Origin of the sequence: Rhodomicrobium lacus, assembly GCF_003992725.1 — a bacterium.
Taxonomy (GTDB): Bacteria; Pseudomonadota; Alphaproteobacteria; order Rhizobiales; family Rhodomicrobiaceae; genus Rhodomicrobium; species Rhodomicrobium lacus.
Window position 1 is genome coordinate 187,733 of record NZ_RZNF01000007.1, and the last position, 17,759, is coordinate 205,491.

Consider the following 17,759-nt stretch of genomic DNA (forward strand, 5'->3'; position numbering starts at 1 on the left):
TAGAGCGCATTATTTGCGGCCCATGCCAAGCGCGGCGCTTGTTACTCCGGCAGCGGAGCGCGTTCATTCGATCTTTCGAGAAGCCAGACCCGTATGGCAGCGGAAAGGCTCGCAGGTCCGCGCGCCGCGTCAATCTCGGCGACGAGTGCCGCGACCGTGCGCCCCTGTTCTTCCGCCGAGGCCTTGAGTTCCCGCCAGAAGGCATCTTCGAGCGTGATGGACGTGCGGTGCCCCGCGATGGCGAGGGAGCGCTTTTTTGGCAAGGCAAGCGCGGGGTCGAACGCGGCTCGCTCTGAGCCTGCATCCGCACTCTGGACCGCATCGCCACTGGGCCGCGCGCCGGGCTCCCTGCCGCTGCTTCCGGCTTTTTCGCGCGCGATGACTTTCCTCATAGGCAACCCGCTTCGCCGAACGATCCCAAAAAGCAAGGCCGGGAAATCCCGGCCTTGCCCGTCGCCGCTCGTCACACGCCGGGCTTGATCATCAGTTCCGGCTTCATCAGAGCGTTGAAGTCTTCCTCGGAGATGTAGCCGAGCGCCAGCGCTTCCTCGCGCAGCGTCGTGCCGTTCTTGTGCGCCGTCTTCGCGATCTTGGCGGCCTTGTCGTAGCCGATCTTCGGCGCGAGCGCGGTTACGAGCATCAGCGAACGCTCCAGCAGGTCTTCGATGCGCGCGCGGTTCGGCTCGATGCCGACGACGCAATGCTCGGTGAAGCTCACCGCCGCGTCGGCGATCAGCCGGATCGACTGGAGCAGATTGTAGATGATGACGGGCTTGTAGACGTTCAGCTCGAAATGGCCCTGGCTGCCCGCGACAGTGATCGCCACGTTGTTGCCGAACACCTGCGCGCAGACCATGGTGAGCGCCTCGCACTGCGTCGGGTTCACCTTGCCCGGCATGATGGATGAGCCCGGCTCGTTCTCGGGCAGCGAGATTTCGGCGATGCCGGAGCGCGGGCCGGAGCCCATGAGGCGGATGTCGCTCGCGATCTTGAACAGGCTCGTCGCAAGCACATTGAGCGCGCCCGAAAGCTCGACTTCGGCGTCGTTCGACGCCAGCGCCTCGAACTTGTTCGGCGCGGTGACGAACGGCAGACCCGTTTCTCTAGCCACTTCGTCCGCGAACTTCTCGGCGAAACCGATGGGCGTGTTGAGGCCGGTGCCCACCGCCGTGCCGCCCTGCGCGAGGAAATAGAGGCGCGGCAGCGTGGCCTTCACGCGCTCGATGCCGAAGCGCAGTTGCGTCGCGTAGCCGGAAAACTCCTGCCCGAGCGTAACCGGCGTCGCATCCTGAAGATGCGTGCGGCCGATCTTGATGATGTCCTTGAACTCTTCCGCCTTCGCCTCGATGGCGCTGGCCAGATGATAGAGCGCGGGCAGCAGCGCCTCGTTCACCTGCACGGCGGCGGCAATGCGCATCGCGGTCGGAAAGGTGTCGTTCGAGGATTGCGAACGGTTCACATCGTCGTTCGGGTGAACCGGCTTCTTCGAGCCTTTCTCGCCGCCGAGCAGTTCGATCGCGCGGTTCGAGATCACCTCGTTCGCGTTCATGTTCGACTGCGTGCCGGATCCCGTCTGCCAGACGACGAGCGGAAATTCCGCATCGAGCTTGCCGGATATGACTTCTTCCGCCGCCGTCACGATGGCGTCGTGCAAGGGCTGCTCCAGATTGCCGAGCGCGAGATTCGTCTTCGCCGCCGCCTTCTTCACGATGCCGAGCGCGTGCACCAGCGGGATGGGCATACGCTCGCCGCCGATCTTGAAATTGCCGAGGCTACGCTGTGTCTGCGCGCCCCAGTAATGGTTGGCGGGCACGTCGATGGGGCCGAATGTGTCGGTTTCGGTGCGCGTTGCGAACGGGGAGACGTCTTCTGTCATGGCCGGTCTCTGATGATTTGCGTGGAAAGGTTGACAGGTGGTCTATCATGCCCGCGCCGGTCGCGCCAAGCCGCACGGATTGGCGCAAAACCGCACGCTTCCGTTACAGCGGGAAGCGGCCCGACGCGACGAGCGGGCGAAAGTCGACCTTGCCCGCGTAAGGATAGACCCATGCCGCCAGCGGGCCGCCGCGATGAAGCCGTACCTCGATCACGGTGCGATAGAACTGGTCGGGCTTGGTGCCGACGCCCGCGCAGCCTTCGTAAGCGTCGAGCGCCGCAAGCACCGCCGCGCCGTTCAGCCGGAACACCTCGCCGAAAACGCGGGTCCGCGCCGCCTCGTCGAACACCGCCCCCGGAAAACGCCCGAGATTGTAAAGCCGCCCCCGTACAGACGCTTCGCCGACAAAACGGGCGCGCGTTTCGAGAAGGCGCGCATAGGGACTGCGGCTTGCGCGCATCAATGTGCCGTAGACGAAGATATGCTTCGGCTCGGCAACCGGGCGGCTCGCCTTCGTCGCCTGTAGATCGATGTCTTCATTCATCCTGCTGCCCCCGTTTTTCCCTCACGGCTTGACGACGATCTTGCCCTTGATCGTCCGCGCGTCCAGCGCCTTGATCGCGTCCTTCGTTTCTTCGAGGCTGAAAATGCGGTCGATATGCGGGCGGATTTTTCCCTCCGCGCACCAGTCGAGCAGCTTCGCCATCTGAACGCGGAACGCCGCCGGATCGGTGTCGATGTGACGGCCGAAAAACACGCCCCGAACATCGCAGCCCTTCAGCAGCACGAGGTTCAGCGGGATTTTCGGAATGTCGCCCGCCGCGAAGCCGATGACGAGATAGCGCCCGCCCCAGGCGATGCCGCGCAGCGCCGGTTCGGCATACGGGCCGCCGATGCAGTCATAGATCACGTCCGGCCCCTTGCCGCCGCGAATGGCCCGCACGGCCTCTTTCACGTCGGTGCCGTTCAGGTTCAGAAGATGCGCCGCGCCGCGATCAGCGCACAGCTTGAGCTTTTCGTCGGACGTGCCCGCCGCGATTACCTCCGCGCCGAGCGCCGCCGCCACTTCCACCGCCGCAAGGCCCGCGCCCCCCGTCGCGCCCAGCACAAGCACCGCATCGCCCTCGCGAACCTGTCCGCGATCTTCGAGGCCGTGCAGCGCCGTGCCGTAGGCGATGGGAATGGATGCCGCCTCTTCGTCGGCGATGCCGTCCGGCACGACGACGGTGCGCGCCGCCGGGGCGATGGCCTGCTCACGGCATCCGCCATAGCCGACATAGGCGAGCACGCGCTCACCTTCCGCAAAATCCTCGACGCCCGGCCCCGTAGCGATCACGCGCCCCACGACCTCGCCGCCGGGCGAGAACGGCAACGCCGGCTTCGTCTGATATTTTCCGCGCGTGATCAGCGTATCGAAAAAATTAAGCGCAACCGCTGTAACTTGAATTGCGACCTCGCCCGGACCCGGTATCGCGTCGGGCAGGTCCGCCATTTCAAGTGCGTCCGGTCCTTCGAGAGACTTGCACAGCACAGCCTTCATCGCCTACCTCATCGCATGGCACTTCCCGAACGAAGCTATAGCATGCGCGGATATTTCGCCATCGGAGCCGAACGGATCTCGAAGCCGATGAACCTCGGCGCGCTGATGCGTTCCGCTCATGCTTTCGGCGCCAACTTCTTTTTTACCATCGGCGCGCACGAAAGGGCCTTCGATGCAAAATCCGACACGTCGAAAACGGTGGACCACCTGCCGGTCTATCACTGGGCGAACGTGGCGGAGATGGCGCTGCCGCTGCGCTGCAAACTCGTCGGTGTCGAACTGATCGAAGGAGCCACCGATCTGCCTGCGTTCAAGCATCCGCTCCACGCGGCCTATGTGCTCGGCCCAGAACTCGGCGTGCTGTCGGACGAGGTGCTCGCCCGCTGCGATCACGTGATCAAAATTCCGACCGCATTCTGCATCAACGTCGGCACCGCGGGAGCCATCGTGATGTACGACCGCGTGCGAAGCCTCGGCTCGTTCCCGGATCGGATGGACGCACCCGCAAAGGCGCTCCAGCCGCGCCAAGGCAGGCTTTCCGTGGACCGATGACCTGGGTTCTGCTTAAGGTTTTGGCTTGCCAACTATGGCTTTTCAAACGGGAATTTTCATGCGGCGCCATCTGATCCTTCCGCTTCTGTCCGTCGCCGCGATCTCGTCGGGCGCGGTCGCTCAACAAGTCCAGGTGCAGCAAATTCCGCAGACGCTTCCGCAAGGACCGTCAGCCGTGCCGGACCCGACCCAGCCGCCCCGCCCGGCGGCGGCACCGAAGCCCAAGCCGAAGCCAGTGCCCGCCAAAAAGCCGGCGCCCGCTCCCGTTCCCGATGTGAAGGCGAAGCTCGTCGAGAAAATCGGGGAATGGAATGTCTTCCTGCATGACAGCCCCGAAGGCCGCATCTGTTTCGCCGCGAGCGCGCCAACCGACATGCAGCCGAAGACGGCGAAGCGCACGTCCGTCATTTTCTACATCAGTTCGTGGCAGAAGGACGGGATCTATAATGAGATCAGCGTACGGCAGGGCTACGCCATGAAGGCGAATGCGCAGACCACGATCACGCTCGGCGGCCAATCCTTCGCGCTCTATGCGCTCGACGACAAAGCCTATGCGAGAGACCCGGCCGAAGAGCGCAGGCTGCTTTCGGCGATGGCCATGGGCGGGCCGATGACGGTCAAGGCCACGTCCGCGAAGGGTACTGCCACGACGGACCACTATTCGCTCGAAGGCGCGCCTGCCGCCGTTCAGAAGCTTCGCGAAATCTGCCCCTAGTGGTCCGAGTCCGACATTTGCATCCGTTTGCAGCACGCTTGCGAGCAAATGCCGGAATCGAAAGGACCACCAACAACATCATGATTCTAGTGGAGCTTTTGAATTTGACATTTGAGCGAGAGCCCGCAGCCACCGGGACTCAAATGTCAAATTCGCTCCACTAGCCGCCAACAGCGCGACCGTTTCACGCTCTGGAGATGAGATGCCCGGACTTTATCTGGAACCAACCGGCTTTCTTTACGGCGAGGTTGCGCGGCAGGCGATCGCGGCGGGAGAGGCGTTGCCGCTTGCGGGTAGCCCGCGCATCGCGTTTTCGGCCGCGCGCCTTCAGGAGGGCGGGGCTGGCCGCATTCGCAACTTCTTCCTGCGCGCAGCGGCCCTTTCGCAATTGAACGAACCGCGGGCGAAAGACCTGCTCGCGCGCCTTACCGCGCCTCGGTCCGACATAGCGGGCGTGCCGATGGACGGCCCGCGCATCATGGGCATTCTGAACGTCACGCCGGACAGCTTCTCCGACGGCGGCCAGCATTTCGGTACGGATGCCGCGCTGGCGCATGCGGCGGATCTCGTACGCCAGGGCGCCGACTTCATCGATGTCGGCGGGGAATCGACGCGGCCGGGCTCGGATCCGGTGGACGTCGAGGAAGAGGTGCGCCGCATCCTGCCCGTGCTCGAAGGGCTGACCGCGTGGCAGACACCCGTTTCGGTCGATACGCGCCGGCCGGACGTCATGCGTGTTGCGGCGGGCGCGCGGCTCGACCTTATCAATGACGTTGCCGCCCTCACCTTTGCCAGCGACAGCTTGTCAACGGCCGCAGAACTCGGCAGACCCGTTGTCCTGATGCATGCGCAGGGCGATCCGAAAACGATGCAGGACGCGCCGACCTATTCCGACGTTGTGCTCGAAGTGTTCGACTGGCTCGAAGCGCGGATCGAAGCTGCCGTCGCGGCGGGAATAGACAGAGCGAAAATCGTCGTCGACCCGGGGATCGGTTTCGGCAAGACGCTCGATCACAACGCAGCCCTGCTCCGCAGCATCGCGCTGTTCCACGGCCTCGGCGTGCCGCTGCTCGTCGGCACATCGCGCAAGCGGTCGCTCCGGCGCGTGGCCGCTGTCGAGCTTTCAGCCGACATCGACGCCGCGAGCTTCGCCGCCGCCCTCGACGCCGCCTCGCGGGGTGTGCAAATTCTGCGGATGCATAATGTCGGCGCCACCGCGCAGGCGCTTGCGATCTGGCGCTGGCTCAACGGCCGTGATCCATAAGGCAAGCGGCCGGGTGGCTGCCATGCCGACGAGACGCTTGCGGGAAGCGGCTTCAGATTGTATGCAAGACACCGCCTGTCGGTATTCATGCAATTCTGGAACAAACAGGCTCAATTCCGTCAAATATTCAAATATAATGCTGCACTGACAGACGTAGCGTGAAGCGAAAATCTTTATCCGTTTTAAGCGCAAGTCTGTCTTTGTTGACGGCGGCCAAACTGACTTACCGGGAATGGACATGCGGCAAAAACTCTTCGGCACGGACGGCATTCGCGGGCAGGCAAACACCTGGCCGATGACGGCTGAGATTGCATTGAAGGTGGGCATGGCGGCTGGTCATATGTTCACGAATGGCGGCCGCCGCCACCGCGTGGTGATCGGCAAGGACACCCGGCTCTCCGGCTATACCATCGAGAACGCACTCGTTTCCGGCTTCACCTCGGTTGGCATGGACGTGGTGCAACTCGGCCCCATACCGACGCCTGCCGTCGCCATGCTCGTGCGCTCGCTTCGCGCCGACCTCGGCGTGATGATCTCGGCATCGCACAACGCCTACCAGGATAACGGCATCAAGCTGTTCGGCCCCGACGGCTACAAGCTCTCGGACGAGGTGGAAGCCGAAATCGAGGCCGAGGTGTTCGGCGACATCGACCGCCTGCTCGCCGAGCCGGACCACATCGGCAAGTCCCGGCGCATCGACGGCATTGTCGACCGATACATCGAATTCGCCAAACGCACCCTCGACCGCACCATCAGCCTCTCAGGCCTCAAGATCGTCATCGACTGCGCGAACGGAGCCGCCTATCGCGTCGCCCCCGCTGCGCTATGGGAACTCGGCGCCGAGGTGGTTGCGCTGGGGATCGCGCCGGACGGCCGCAACATCAACCGCGAATGCGGCTCGACGGTGCCCGACCACATCTGCCGCAAGGTTCTCGAGACGGGCGCGCATATCGGAATAGCACTCGACGGCGACGCCGACCGCGTCATCATTTCGGATGAAAATGGCCAACTCGTCGACGGCGACCAGATCCTCGCCGTCATCGGGGAAAATTTCCGCGAATCGGGGCGGCTGCGCGGCGGCGGCGTAGTGGCGACGGTGATGTCCAATCTCGGCCTGGAGCGCTATTTCGAGAAGCTCGATCTCTCGTTGGTTCGCACCAAGGTCGGCGACCGTTACGTGGTCGAGGCCATGCGGCGCGGCAATTACAATGTCGGCGGCGAGCAGTCGGGCCATGTCGTGCTGTCCGACTTCACTACCACGGGCGACGGCCTCGTAACCGCGCTTCAGGTGCTGAGCGTCGTGATTCAGAGCGGCAAGCCGGTCAGCGAGGTGTGCCGCCGCTTCGAACCGGTGCCGCAACTTCTTAAAAACCTTCGCTTCTCCGGCAGGAGCCCGCTCGAAAGCGAGGCGGTCAAGGCGGTCATCGCCGCGCAGGAAAAGCGCCTCGGAAGGGCCGGGCGGCTCCTCATCCGCAAATCGGGAACCGAGCCGTTAATACGCGTCATGGCGCAAGGCGAGGACCAGACGCTCATCAGCGGCGTCGTGGCCGAGATCGTTGCCGCCGTTGAGGCCGCCGGGCAAGGCGAGGGCGTTGTTTCGGCGGCATAAAAGGCCGAGAGCCGGGCCCCTTTGCGCTTTCGCCTCGGCTCTCGCAATACTTAGGATTACTTCACCCTTCAGTAACCATAATAATCCGTGATGGCTTTTTCCAGTACAAACGGCCCGCTCGCAAGTGATATTTAACCTTAGCCGTTTACCAATGATGCCAGACCGATTTGCCCGTCCCAAGCTGCATCACTGGATAAAACCATGAGCTTTATGTCAGATTACGACGCTACCCACGAAGGGCTGCTCGGAGCGGCCAGCCGTTTCGACGCCTATTTCGACGTTTACGGCCTTAGCCTCAAGCAGGAGGCCGACGAGGTGCAGCGAACCGTCACTCTGATAGCGCGTTCCCCCGTTTCTCCCTGTGCGAAGGCGCTGGCGTTGAACCTCGCCCGCTTCCAGCCGCGCTCCGTCGAAGTCAATGTCATCTTCGCGCAGATCGCGCCCGCCGACGAGCTTGAGTCCTTCGTGCGCTCGCTCGCCAACGCCTGCGGCCGAGCCCCCGAAATCATCGTTCGCTGGGCCAAGAACCGCGCGCTTCTCGATGCACACGAGCGGTTGACGCTGGGCCGCACACTCTGCTGGACGGGCGATTCCATGCGCCGATCCGAGGATTCGCGCAGCGCGATCGACCGCGTGGAAGATTGCACACCGCTTGTGCTCACCGAAGCGATCGCGAGCTTCTCGGCGCTCTGGCGCGCGTCGGTGCCGCTGCCCCGCATGGCGTTTACGCCGGTGAGAGAACCTGCACTTGCGCGGGCCGTGGCGTCGTCTTCAATGATGGAAACGCCGATGTCGCTCGAAGCGAACATCGTACGCCTCGACGAATATCTGCGCTGGCGGCGGCATTAACAACGACGCGTATGTTCCTATCTGGCAGGGCGGCCATGTGCCGCCCTTTTTTCGTCGCCGAGTTCTCAGCGGACCTTGAGCAGATTTCTCAGCGCGAGCAGGAACAGAAAGATGAGCGCCGCGCTCAGGATCGCCTGACACAGCGCCAGTGAGGATACGACGAGCGGCATGATGGGCGTTCCGCCTGCCTCGACGCCATAGAGGCAGCCGAAGACGCGGCGTGCGTTTATCGAATCGTGCCAGTCGATTTGCAGGAACGCGCTTCTGAACGAGAGATACAGCGCTTCGAGGATCGGGTTCGAGGCGCCGCTGGCGCAGGGCGAGCCGATTGCGGCGGGCGGCCACTTCAGGAGCGACGCTGCGCTTCCCCGCGCGATCAGGTAGAAGCACGCGAACACCAGGACGGACAGCCCCCACAGCGCCGCCGGTCTCAAAAGCGAGCGGCCGAAATTCGCAACGCCCCCGTAAAGATATCCCAGCCAGAAGCGGCCGACGCCCGCGCCGAACGGTCTGTCGCTCCAGAACCTCCGGCAGCGAAACTCCTGCGCGAAGAACTCTTGCTCGCGGGGCAGATCCTGCGCCTCCGATGCCAGCTTCTTGAGACGGCGGAACTTCGCGGAAGCATCCGCGTCCGCGCAAACCTTCGCGGCCTTGAAGAACGGCCCGCGCGGATCCGAAATGCCCGCCTTCTTCCACGAGTGGAAACGCTTCAGCGGATCGGCCACCGTCATGTTGTCGAGACGGGGCGGCTCGTGGAAGTTCGCTTCGAGGAAATTTGGCACGGCCTTGAAATTCGCTCGCGCGAGCACGAACGCAACGCGGCTCTGCGCGGCGCTGAAATCCGCATTCGCAAGGAATACGGCAGAGGCGAACGAAACCGGCGCTTCAAATCTGGCCTCGCGAAACACCGCCTCGCCTTCGAACCGGCTTTCAGCGAAGGTGGATGTCTTGCCAACGCTGAAGCCCGCGAAATCCGACTGACTGAGAAAACGCGCGTTCGCGAAGGTCACTCCGCCCGGAAATCCGGACTGCCGGAAAATCGCGGGAGCGCCAAACTCGGCAGCCGAGAAATCGCTCTCGCCCGAAAAGCGCGCGTCGGTAAATGTCGCGTCGAGCGCGAATTTCGCGCCGCTGAAGCGCGCCTTGCCTTCCGCGCGCATGTCCACGAAAGATGCGGGTCTATCGAAACGAGCATCGCGAAACGACACGTCGTTCCAGAACTGGCAGCGATCGAACAGCACCTCACCCTTGAAGGCGGCTTCGGCGAAACGCGCATCGCCTGTGAACTGCGCCTCCGCAAACCCGGCATTGCCAAGAAACTGCGCCGCGTGGAACCCTGCCGAGCCGGAAAAAACCGCTCCCTCGAACAGCGTGTCCGACAGCAGGCGCGCCTCGTCGAACCGCGCGGCGGCGGCAAACTGCGCCTTCGAGAAGTCGGCGCTGCCGGTTATCAGGCTCGACCGGAAATCGGCCTTTCCCGTGAAGCGAGCCCGCTGGAATTTCACGCCGTGACTAAGCGGGCCGTTCTTCTCCTGCAGGAACTCCGCGCGCTCGAAATCGGCCACGCCGTCGAAAAGCGCGTCGTCGAAAACCGCCTGCCCGGAAAATTTCGCCGCCTTGAAGGTAGCGTCCCCTTGAAAATGCGCACGTGCAAAAGTGACGGAAAGCCCGAATTCCGCGTCCGCGAACGAAACCGGACGCTCGAACACCGCCCCTGCGAGGTTGACCGGACCGGGGAAGATGAAGCCCTCGAAATCGACGGCGTCCTCAAAACGCTCATTCGCAAAATCGGCCTTCGCCACCTTGAGCCAGAGGCGCGTTTCATCGTTGTCGCCCTCGCCGAACCAGTTCAGCGAAAGCGTCCCCGCTTCTTGAAAATTCGCTTTCGATTTCAGAACCTGCGAAGCCCAGTCGTTCCAGGCCGCGCGGCCCATGTCGAACAGCGCCCGCGTCTCCTGCCCATTCATGCAGTCCCAAGCCCCATCGCCCGCCGCGGCGACTTCCCGAACCCAAATTCACACCCGAGTGATGAACAGCCTTTTTATCATGAATTGGGCGGGCGTGAGGTATTCCCCCGGAAATTAGTCTTTGAACCGCGCCCTGAAGTTGTGCTTACCCTTCCCGCCGAAAAATCCTGCCGACAGGAGCCTTGCCATGGTCGAATGGTTCACCGTCCTCGTTGTTTTCCAGCTCGCTGGAGAAATCCTTTCGGCGGCGACGAAGCTGCCCGTGCCGGGCCCCGTGTGCGGAATGGTGCTGCTGTTTCTCGCGCTGGTCATCTACCGACGCGTGCCTGACGGGCTGGCGAAAACCGCTGAAGGTCTCCTGTCGAACCTGTCGCTGCTGTTCGTGCCGGCTGGCGCGGGCGTCATGCTGCACTTCGGCGTTCTTCAACACGACCTGCTTCCCATCGGCGCGTCGCTCGTCGTGAGTACGCTTCTCACCATCGCCGTGACGGCAGCGCTCATGGCGTGGCTTTCGCGCAAGGCATCCGGGACCGCGCCGGGGCCGAAGCCCGCCGCACCAGAGCCCGAGGCGCGCTCATGACCAGTATCGCAGACATCTGGGTTTACCTCTCCGCGAGCCCGCTCCTGCATCTCGCGCTGACGCTCGTCGCCTATCAGGCGGGTTACGCCGTCTATCGCTGGCGGAAGTTCAATCCCATCTTCAACCCGGTGCTGATCGCGATCATCATTCTGGTCACGATCCTGCTCGTGACGCATACGAGCTACCAGACCTATTTCCAGGGCGCGCAGTTCGTGCACTTCCTGCTCGGCCCGGCGACGGTAGCGCTCGCGATCCCGCTATACCGTCAGGTCGCGCGGGTGCGGAAGTCGGCGCTGGCGGTGACGGTCAGCCTGATCGTCGGCTCGATAACGGCGGCGGCGAGTGCGGTCTTCATCACCTGGGTGCTCGGCGGCACGCGCGATTCCTTCGTCTCGATGGCCCCGAAATCCGTGACGACCCCCGTCGCGATGGGTATCACCGAGCAGATCGGCGGCCTGCCGACGCTGACGGCGATGTTCGTCATCCTGACCGGCATCACCGGCGCGATGCTGGGCGCGCCGCTCCTGAACGCGCTTGGCATCAGGGATTGGGCAGCGCGCGGTCTCGCGATGGGCACGGCCTCGCACGGCATCGGCACGGCGCGCGCGCTTCAGGTGAACGAGATCGCGGGCGCGTTCGCCGGGCTTGCGATGGGGCTGAACGCGCTCGCGTCGGCGCTGCTGATCCCCGCCGCATGGCATCTCATCTTCGGAAGATAGGCGAAAGACGGCGCCGCTCGGCGCCGTCGTCCCCGCTACGGTTTGACGAGTTCGATCACGATGCGCACCCGCGCCGAAAACGTTTCCTCGCCGCTTTCGACGGGCACGGACTGCGCCTTCGCGTATGACGCCCGGAAAACCGGCACGGGCGACGCACCGCCATCTTCCGTGATGGAAAGCACGGCGCCGAGCTTCAGCCCGGCCGCTTCCGCATAGGTATTCGCCTTCGCGAGTGCCTGCTCCACCGCCTTGCGGCGGGCCTCGCCGAGATGCTTTTCGGGCTCCGACACGATGAAGTCCGGTCCCGAAATCTGGTTGGAACCCGCAGCGACGGCTTTGCCGAGGATTTCAGCCAGCCGTTCGAGTTTGCGCACGGTCACGCTCACCGTGTTGGAGGCGCGAAAAATGGTGGCGCCGCCCTTTTCCTTTGCCGATGAACTGGCCGCCTGCGTCTGCGGATAGAGGGAGAATTGCGCGGTCTGCAAATCCATCTTCTCGATCCCCGCGGCCGCGATTTCGGACAGCACTTTCGCTGTGGACGCGCTGTTCCTGGCGACGGCCGATTCCCCGTTGGCGTCTTCGGTCGCGACGCCGATGCGGATCACCGCGATGTCCGGCTTGACCTGCACGCTGCCCGAGCCCGACACCTCGATCGTCGACGTTCTCTGCGCGGGAATGCTCAATTCCTGCGGCTCTGCCGATGCCGCTGTCGAAAACGCCACCGCAAAGGCCGCTAAAGGAACAAGGAGTGCTTTTCTCATGGTGCTTTCTTCGCTAAGAATCGAAACCGCACTGCATATGAGACTTTGCGTCGGGTCGCGTTAGCTATGCCGCCGATTAAGTTTCCGTAGGCTTCGCGACGACGAACGTCTCGAATAGGGCGTGTAGCTCAATGGTCAGAGCTAGCGGCTCATAACCGCTTGGTTGCAGGTTCGAGTCCTGCCGCGCCCACCATTGCCATTGATTTCATTCAGGTTTTTCGGCATCTGGTTGCATCTGGATAAATGCAACCGATAGCAAACCGGTTCTCATGGCGCTGCTGGTTGGCATCGGTGCCCACACATGCAGGGCGCGCAGAGCAGACGCTGCGCTTTGATCGGCACGACGGCCCCGCGCACGCGTCCGGAAAAGTGACGCGGTTTTCTGAAGGGCACGCACAAAAAAAGAGCGCATCCGCTTTTTATCGAGTCGAAAGCGGATGCGCTCTCCTCATGAAAAGAATTCCGATCAGGTCGTTCAACCCGACCGGAACGGGCGCAAGAGCGAGCCGCGCCAAATCGGACCCGATTTGACAACGCTGCTGGCGGCACTCACTTGCTCAGCCGCGCCTTCAGATCCTCGAATTTCGCCACCTGCTCCGGGTTGAGCGAATAGTCCGCCAGCCGCCCCACGAACACCTTGAACATGGCTTCGCCGTCGACATCGAAGAATTGCACGCCGCAGCTTTCCTTGCCCATGAAAGGCCGGCGCACGAACGCGATACAGGCACAACGCGACGCCTTGATGTGGCCGCCGATGGGGCTTTTGCTATGCAGGTTGAAGAAGCCGCGCCCGTACTCTCCCTTCGGAAGCGGTCCCCGGCATTCGAGAACGAGGTTCTTCGTGTGAACCACAACTGTCAGGTCGCCCCATTCGGAGAGTTCGTTCATGACGTCGTCGAAGGCAGACGCGGGCGCGAAGGCGCAGTTCACGCGCGGCAGAAGCTGCATCGCTTCGACCACGCTCACGCCGTGCGCCTCCGCCAGTGCTTCGATGACGCCGTCCGGGTTCGTTTCGAGACGCGCGGCGAGTGCCGCCAGCGCTTCTTCTTTCGAGGCAAAGCCGGTTTGTGTCTGGGTCATGCGATTTCCTCCGTTGCTATGGCTTCATGCGGAATGGCATCGAGCGCGGCGTAAAGACCGCCGGTCAAATTGGTGATCCAGAAGGTGCCCGCGCGCGTCGTGCGGAAAGTGCCGCCGTCGATGCTTCCCAGCCCTGCGGCCGCCCAATTGTCGAGAAGCGGCGCGGCTGCGCGCGCGAAACCGGGCGCGACGGCCTCCACTGCGGCGATGGCGAGTGAGCCTGTTTCGAGCCCCGCCGTGATGGCGGCTTGCGCAGCATAGGCCGCCGGCATGCGCGATGCGCCCGCGATCGGGGCCTGCCCCTCCACCTTCGCAGCCCTGCGTTCTTCGATGCTGACGAGATTGCTCCAGCGGACGCCATGCGCCTGCCCGCCCGCGCCGGGGCCGAAAGGAATGCAGGGCACGCCGCGCTTGATCCCGCTGTTATAGCGGTTCCGCTCGCGGTCGCCCCGCGCGAAATGCGACTGCGATACCTGCTTGAACCCTTCCGCCACGAGGAATTCGGTGGCTTCGGCATACATCTGCGCCTGCTCGCCCACGGAGCCGGCAGGGGGCAGCTTCTCGTCCGCGATGGACTTCGCGAGCGGGCCGCCGCGAAAGACATTCAGCGCGTAGAGGGTCACGCCATCGATGCGGCTGGCCGCGACGGTTTCGATATCGCGCCGCCAGATTTCGCGCGATTGACCGGGCAGGCCGTACATGAGATCGCACACGATGCTGGCGCGGTCGAGCGCGGCGAGATCGTTCAGGAAGGCGAGCGTTTCCGCGCCGTCGAGCTTTCGTCCGAGACGGCGGCGTACAGCCGTGTCGAAGGTCTGAACGCCGAGCGAGACGCGGTTGGCTCCCGCGTCGAATGCCGCGACTGCCTTTTCAAGACCGAAGCCGTAAGCGCGGCCCTCCACGGTGATTTCACACTCAGGTTCGAGCGGGAGCAGGCGGCGCACATTCGCGATGAGACGCGCCAGCGGTGCCGTCAAAAGCGCGCTCGGAGTCCCCCCGCCGAGATAGACAGACTCGATGGGGGCGGTCGAAACCAAAGGCGCCGCGGCCATTTCTTCCATTTCGGCCACGACATCGTCCACGAACGCATCCGAAAGCTCGGGCCGCCATACGTTCTGGAAAAAGCCGCAGAACAGGCAGCGGCTCTGGCAGTAGGGCACGTTGATATAAACGGCCGCCGGTTCGGAGCGGGGCGTTGCGAAAGCTCGGGCGACCGCGCTGCCTGCTTCAGCGGGATCGATGGCGACACTGCCGCGCCATGGCGGAGAAAACTCACGGCCGGAAAACGCCTCTGTCAGAGGATCGCGCCCCGCCGGAACCAAGAAAGCGTCGATGGTTTTCGGCGCGGACATGGGGTGGCCGCCGGGATGACCACCCGGATGGCCCGGCTTGGGGGCCGGATGACCCGCGCTGTTATTGCCTGCATGGGAATGGCCTGCGCCATGGTGAGGTGGCGCGTCGCTGCGCGCATGCCCGGAGAGGCTTGTTTTTTCAGCGTGCGGCGGCGTGCGTTTCATGGTCCCTCCCCTCAACTGGCCCGACGCTGGCGCGCAGATGCTTGTCCCGCTTCGATCAGTCGAGCGGGCATGAGAGTGCGAGGCTCCAGCTTAAGTAAAACGCTAGACTACGCCAATTAATACAGCAACAACATTTGTATATATTTAGAGTAATTATAAATTTAAAAGCCGCGCCGGGAGCCATCTAGCGATTACGATTATTATAAGAATTATTATGCGCAGGCGCATCGAGAAATATTCTAAATATATTCGACACACATGATGAATAACTGAAAATGGACTCATTTTTTAGGCTTGCGCGCCCTTTTTTGTTATCTCACTCTTGCTCCGGGCAATTTGGCACTTGATGGGGTTGTTGAATGTTATGGGGCAGCAGAGCGGCTTACGCCGCTGCAGTGGCGCTTTCCGCGTCCACTCTTCTTTCCGCGTCTGCGTTTTCGCAAGATGAAGCGGGGCAACGCGTCGAACTCGACGAGATTTCGATCTTCGCGACCCTCAATCCGATTGCAACGTTCGACTATCCCGGCCAAGTGGACGTAGTGGATCGCGATCAGATCCAGACCGAGCAAGCCTCGACAGTGGCCGAGACGCTGAAGAACGTCCCCGGCGTGTTCGTTGATGGCGGCGCACGCATGAGCGGGCAGACGCCAACATTCGCGGCTTCGACGGCGAGGACGTCCTCATTCTCGTCGACGGCGTGCCGCAGACGTTCCAGTCCGGGCATGACGGGCGCCTTTTCGTCGACCCGGATCTGCTGAAGCGCGTCGAGGTGGTGAAGGGGCCGAATTCATCGCTCTACGGCTCTGGGGCGCTCGGCGGCGTGATCGCGATGACCACCATCGACGCGAGCGATCTTCTGGAAGCGGGCGAAACGGCGGGAGCGCGCGTCAAGGTCGGCTTCCAGACGGCGGACGGCCAGCCGATCCTCACGACCACGGGCTTCGCGCGGACCGAGGACGGCAGGTTCGAAACCATCGGCAGCTTTACCTATCGGCGCATGGGGTCGATCGAGCTTGGCAATGGCGACGACCTCAGCAACAAGGACAACATCAAGTCCGCGCTCGCGAAAGGCACGGCACAGGTGACGCCGGACCTCAAGGCAACCGCGACCTGGGTCCATTTCGGCGACGACGGCGTCACGCCCGCGAACCCGCAAAACAACGGCGAAGTCAGTTCATCGAACGCGCTCGTCAAACGCGGCATCCTGAGCGACACCGTGTCCGGCAAACTCAGCTACACGCCGGAAGGCAGTCAGTGGTTCAACGGCAATTTCCTCGCCTACTGGGCGCAGAACAAGGTGACCGAGAATTACTATAACAGTACTCGGTATCAGACGCGCGATGTCGAAACGGTTGGCGTGAAGGCCGACAACCGCTCCTGGTTCGAGTTGAACGACTGGCAGACCAAGGTGACGTTCACCTACGGCATCGACTACCACAAGGACAAGCAGGCGGGCGCGGACAGCCTTCCCCAAGGCTGGGAAGTTGGCAACCAGATCTCATCGATCCCGAGTGCCGAAGCCGATTATACCGGCACCTTCATACAGGCTGAAATCAAGATGCTTCGGCCAGCGTCGCTTCCGGGCGAGCTTACGCTGACCCCGAGCGCGCGCTTCGACTCGTTTTCGATGGAGGCGAGCGGCGAGGAGGACTTCTCCGACGAGGCGTTCTCGCCGAAGATCGCAGCCGCATACAAGCCGGTGCCGTGGTTCCTGCTGTTCGGCAATTACGGAAGCGCCTTTCGTGCGCCGGACTACAATGAGCTTTACGCCATGGGGAACCATTTCTGCATCCCGATGGGGCCGCGAACGGTCTGCAATCCGTTTTTGCCGAACCCGGACCTCAAGCCGCAAACGGCTGAGACCGGTGAAGTGGGCGCGGGCTTCGAGTTCACAGATGTCGTGGCAAAAGGCGACGCCGTGAAGCTCAAGGGCTCCTACTGGCACATGGACGCGCGCGACTATATCAATCAAGAGGTTGTCGGTGCGAGTCTCACCGATCCAAGCGACATGGGCTGCTTCACCGGTCGAGGCGGGTGTTATACCCGGTTCTTCAACACCGACCACGCCATCCTTTCGGGTGCGGAAATCGCGCTCACCTATGACAGCGCGCGGTTTTTTGGCGGCGCTTCGTGGGCGACCATGACCGGCCGCGATGCTGATACCGATGCGTATGTCGGCGCGCTCCAGCCCGACAAGGTGATCCTCACCGCCGGCGTGAAGCTGCCGGAATACTGGACGCGCCTCGGCACGCGCTTCACCTTCGCGGACAAGTTTACGCGCGCCGATGCGGCGACGGCCTATCGCGACGCCTATAACCTCGTGGACCTGTTCGCCGTGATCGAGCCGACCGAAGGGCCATTGAAAGGACTTCGTGTAGACCTCGGCATCGATAACGTCACCGACAAGGCCTATCAGTTGATCGCCGCGGATGTCTACGAGAAGGGCATCAACTTCAAGGGCGCAGTGAGCTGGACCGTGAAGTGGTAGCCACGCGAGCGAAAAGATAAATGATATAAAGCCGGCGGCTCATCCGCCGGCTGTCGTTTTTTCTTTGGGGACTTTTCCAGTCGACACTGACACATATTTTGCCTCCATCTCCAATATCGAACTAAACCTATAATAATTACAAACTATATTCATTGATTGCATCGGGACGCGGGATTATTGTCTCGAAGCGCGCTTGGGCAATTTTCTAATGCGGCAAGACAGTAGCGCGAAGTGCATCTCAC

15 protein-coding genes, 1 tRNA gene and 1 pseudogene are annotated in these 17,759 nt (G+C 62.7%); 9 read left to right on the plus strand and 8 right to left on the minus strand.

Annotated elements, in window-relative coordinates; translation table 11 throughout:
* Nucleotides 1–41 precede the first annotated feature (41 nt).
* The 4 genes from EK416_RS18185 to EK416_RS08220 all read right to left on the minus strand — a co-directional run bounded on the left by EK416_RS18185 (nucleotide 42) and on the right by EK416_RS08220 (nucleotide 3,416).
* The gene (locus tag EK416_RS18185; RefSeq protein ID WP_127077019.1) at nucleotides 42–392 is read right to left on the minus strand and encodes a ribbon-helix-helix domain-containing protein; all 351 of its coding nucleotides are present in this window, start codon (nucleotides 390–392) and stop codon (nucleotides 42–44) included.
* Between the two features lie 71 nt (nucleotides 393–463).
* Nucleotides 464–1,876, minus strand: a complete 1,413-nt coding sequence (gene fumC / locus EK416_RS08210; protein ID WP_127077020.1) for a class II fumarate hydratase — start codon at nucleotides 1,874–1,876, stop codon at nucleotides 464–466.
* Nucleotides 1,877–1,979: 103 nt separating this feature from the next.
* Nucleotides 1,980–2,420, minus strand: a complete 441-nt coding sequence (locus tag EK416_RS08215; protein WP_127077021.1) for a gamma-glutamylcyclotransferase family protein — start codon at nucleotides 2,418–2,420, stop codon at nucleotides 1,980–1,982.
* 21 nt (nucleotides 2,421–2,441) lie between these two features.
* Entirely contained in the window at nucleotides 2,442–3,416 is a 975-nt protein-coding gene (locus tag EK416_RS08220) for an NADPH:quinone oxidoreductase family protein (RefSeq protein ID WP_127077022.1), read from the minus strand.
* Between the two features lie 42 nt (nucleotides 3,417–3,458).
* Here EK416_RS08220 and EK416_RS08225 point away from each other — a divergent pair, with 42 nt between their 5' ends.
* The 5 genes from EK416_RS08225 (at nucleotide 3,459) to EK416_RS08245 (ending at nucleotide 8,405) form a co-directional block, all read left to right on the plus strand.
* Nucleotides 3,459–3,968 (plus strand): RNA methyltransferase, encoded by a 510-nt coding sequence (locus EK416_RS08225; protein WP_127077023.1) that lies wholly within the window; start codon nucleotides 3,459–3,461, stop codon nucleotides 3,966–3,968.
* Nucleotides 3,969–4,026: 58 nt separating this feature from the next.
* A complete protein-coding gene (locus tag EK416_RS08230) occupies nucleotides 4,027–4,683 on the plus strand; it encodes an invasion associated locus B family protein (RefSeq protein WP_127077024.1) in 657 nt (218 codons plus the stop codon).
* A 202-nt stretch (nucleotides 4,684–4,885) separates the two neighbouring features.
* Nucleotides 4,886–5,947 carry a dihydropteroate synthase gene (folP, locus tag EK416_RS08235; RefSeq protein ID WP_127077025.1) on the plus strand — a complete coding sequence of 354 codons (1,062 nt, stop codon included), beginning with the start codon at nucleotides 4,886–4,888 and terminating at the stop codon, nucleotides 5,945–5,947.
* 238 nt (nucleotides 5,948–6,185) lie between these two features.
* Nucleotides 6,186–7,556 (plus strand): phosphoglucosamine mutase, encoded by a 1,371-nt coding sequence (glmM, locus tag EK416_RS08240; RefSeq protein WP_127077026.1) that lies wholly within the window; start codon nucleotides 6,186–6,188, stop codon nucleotides 7,554–7,556.
* Between the two features lie 201 nt (nucleotides 7,557–7,757).
* Entirely contained in the window at nucleotides 7,758–8,405 is a 648-nt protein-coding gene (locus tag EK416_RS08245; RefSeq protein WP_127077027.1) for a hypothetical protein, read from the plus strand.
* A gap of 65 nt (nucleotides 8,406–8,470) precedes the next feature.
* Here EK416_RS08245 and EK416_RS08250 read toward each other — a convergent pair whose 3' ends face one another.
* On the minus strand, nucleotides 8,471–10,372 hold the full coding sequence (locus tag EK416_RS08250) for a pentapeptide repeat-containing protein (protein ID WP_127077028.1): 1,902 nt from the start codon (nucleotides 10,370–10,372) through the stop codon (nucleotides 8,471–8,473).
* Between the two features lie 187 nt (nucleotides 10,373–10,559).
* Here EK416_RS08250 and EK416_RS08255 point away from each other — a divergent pair, with 187 nt between their 5' ends.
* Entirely contained in the window at nucleotides 10,560–10,952 is a 393-nt protein-coding gene (locus EK416_RS08255; protein WP_127077029.1) for a CidA/LrgA family protein, read from the plus strand.
* The gene (locus tag EK416_RS08260; protein WP_127077030.1) at nucleotides 10,949–11,671 is read left to right on the plus strand and encodes an LrgB family protein; all 723 of its coding nucleotides are present in this window, start codon (nucleotides 10,949–10,951) and stop codon (nucleotides 11,669–11,671) included. The genes EK416_RS08255 and EK416_RS08260 overlap by 4 nt, the downstream gene beginning before the upstream one ends.
* A gap of 35 nt (nucleotides 11,672–11,706) precedes the next feature.
* On the opposite strand, the gene EK416_RS08265 is transcribed toward EK416_RS08260, so the two are convergent.
* The gene (locus EK416_RS08265) at nucleotides 11,707–12,432 is read right to left on the minus strand and encodes an SIMPL domain-containing protein (protein ID WP_127077031.1); all 726 of its coding nucleotides are present in this window, start codon (nucleotides 12,430–12,432) and stop codon (nucleotides 11,707–11,709) included.
* A gap of 117 nt (nucleotides 12,433–12,549) precedes the next feature.
* On the opposite strand from EK416_RS08265, the gene EK416_RS08270 reads away from it, so the two are divergent.
* Nucleotides 12,550–12,625 (plus strand) — tRNA-Ile (locus EK416_RS08270).
* A gap of 356 nt (nucleotides 12,626–12,981) precedes the next feature.
* On the opposite strand, the gene hutX is transcribed toward EK416_RS08270, so the two are convergent.
* Together hutX and hutW are read right to left on the minus strand one after the other, a co-directional pair.
* Complete coding sequence (hutX, locus tag EK416_RS08275) at nucleotides 12,982–13,512, minus strand: heme utilization cystosolic carrier protein HutX (RefSeq protein WP_127077032.1); 531 nt, start codon at nucleotides 13,510–13,512, stop codon at nucleotides 12,982–12,984.
* Nucleotides 13,509–15,029, minus strand: coding sequence for a heme anaerobic degradation radical SAM methyltransferase ChuW/HutW (gene hutW, locus EK416_RS08280; RefSeq protein WP_164729923.1), 1,521 nt, complete (start codon nucleotides 15,027–15,029; stop codon nucleotides 13,509–13,511). Before hutW ends, hutX begins: the two co-directional genes overlap by 4 nt.
* Nucleotides 15,030–15,388: 359 nt before the next feature.
* Between hutW and EK416_RS08290 the strand changes: the two are divergent.
* Nucleotides 15,389–17,517 (plus strand): annotated as a pseudogene (locus EK416_RS08290) (TonB-dependent hemoglobin/transferrin/lactoferrin family receptor).
* The last annotated feature ends 242 nt before the right edge of the window (nucleotides 17,518–17,759 follow it).

Bases quoted from the DNA above. Each gene is read 5' to 3' on its own strand.
- EK416_RS18185 (WP_127077019.1), bottom strand. From the start codon at position 392: ATGAGGAAAGTCATCGCGCGCGAAAAAGCCGGAAGCAGCGGCAGGGAG.
- fumC (WP_127077020.1), bottom strand. From the start codon at position 1,876: ATGACAGAAGACGTCTCCCCGTTCGCAACGCGCACCGAAACCGACACA.
- EK416_RS08215 (WP_127077021.1), bottom strand. From the start codon at position 2,420: ATGAATGAAGACATCGATCTACAGGCGACGAAGGCGAGCCGCCCGGTT.
- EK416_RS08220 (WP_127077022.1), bottom strand. From the start codon at position 3,416: ATGAAGGCTGTGCTGTGCAAGTCTCTCGAAGGACCGGACGCACTTGAA.
- EK416_RS08225 (WP_127077023.1), top strand. From the start codon at position 3,459: ATGCGCGGATATTTCGCCATCGGAGCCGAACGGATCTCGAAGCCGATG.
- EK416_RS08230 (WP_127077024.1), top strand. From the start codon at position 4,027: ATGCGGCGCCATCTGATCCTTCCGCTTCTGTCCGTCGCCGCGATCTCG.
- folP (WP_127077025.1), top strand. From the start codon at position 4,886: ATGCCCGGACTTTATCTGGAACCAACCGGCTTTCTTTACGGCGAGGTT.
- glmM (WP_127077026.1), top strand. From the start codon at position 6,186: ATGCGGCAAAAACTCTTCGGCACGGACGGCATTCGCGGGCAGGCAAAC.
- EK416_RS08245 (WP_127077027.1), top strand. From the start codon at position 7,758: ATGAGCTTTATGTCAGATTACGACGCTACCCACGAAGGGCTGCTCGGA.
- EK416_RS08250 (WP_127077028.1), bottom strand. From the start codon at position 10,372: ATGAATGGGCAGGAGACGCGGGCGCTGTTCGACATGGGCCGCGCGGCC.
- EK416_RS08255 (WP_127077029.1), top strand. From the start codon at position 10,560: ATGGTCGAATGGTTCACCGTCCTCGTTGTTTTCCAGCTCGCTGGAGAA.
- EK416_RS08260 (WP_127077030.1), top strand. From the start codon at position 10,949: ATGACCAGTATCGCAGACATCTGGGTTTACCTCTCCGCGAGCCCGCTC.
- EK416_RS08265 (WP_127077031.1), bottom strand. From the start codon at position 12,432: ATGAGAAAAGCACTCCTTGTTCCTTTAGCGGCCTTTGCGGTGGCGTTT.
- hutX (WP_127077032.1), bottom strand. From the start codon at position 13,512: ATGACCCAGACACAAACCGGCTTTGCCTCGAAAGAAGAAGCGCTGGCG.
- hutW (WP_164729923.1), bottom strand. From the start codon at position 15,029: ATGAAACGCACGCCGCCGCACGCTGAAAAAACAAGCCTCTCCGGGCAT.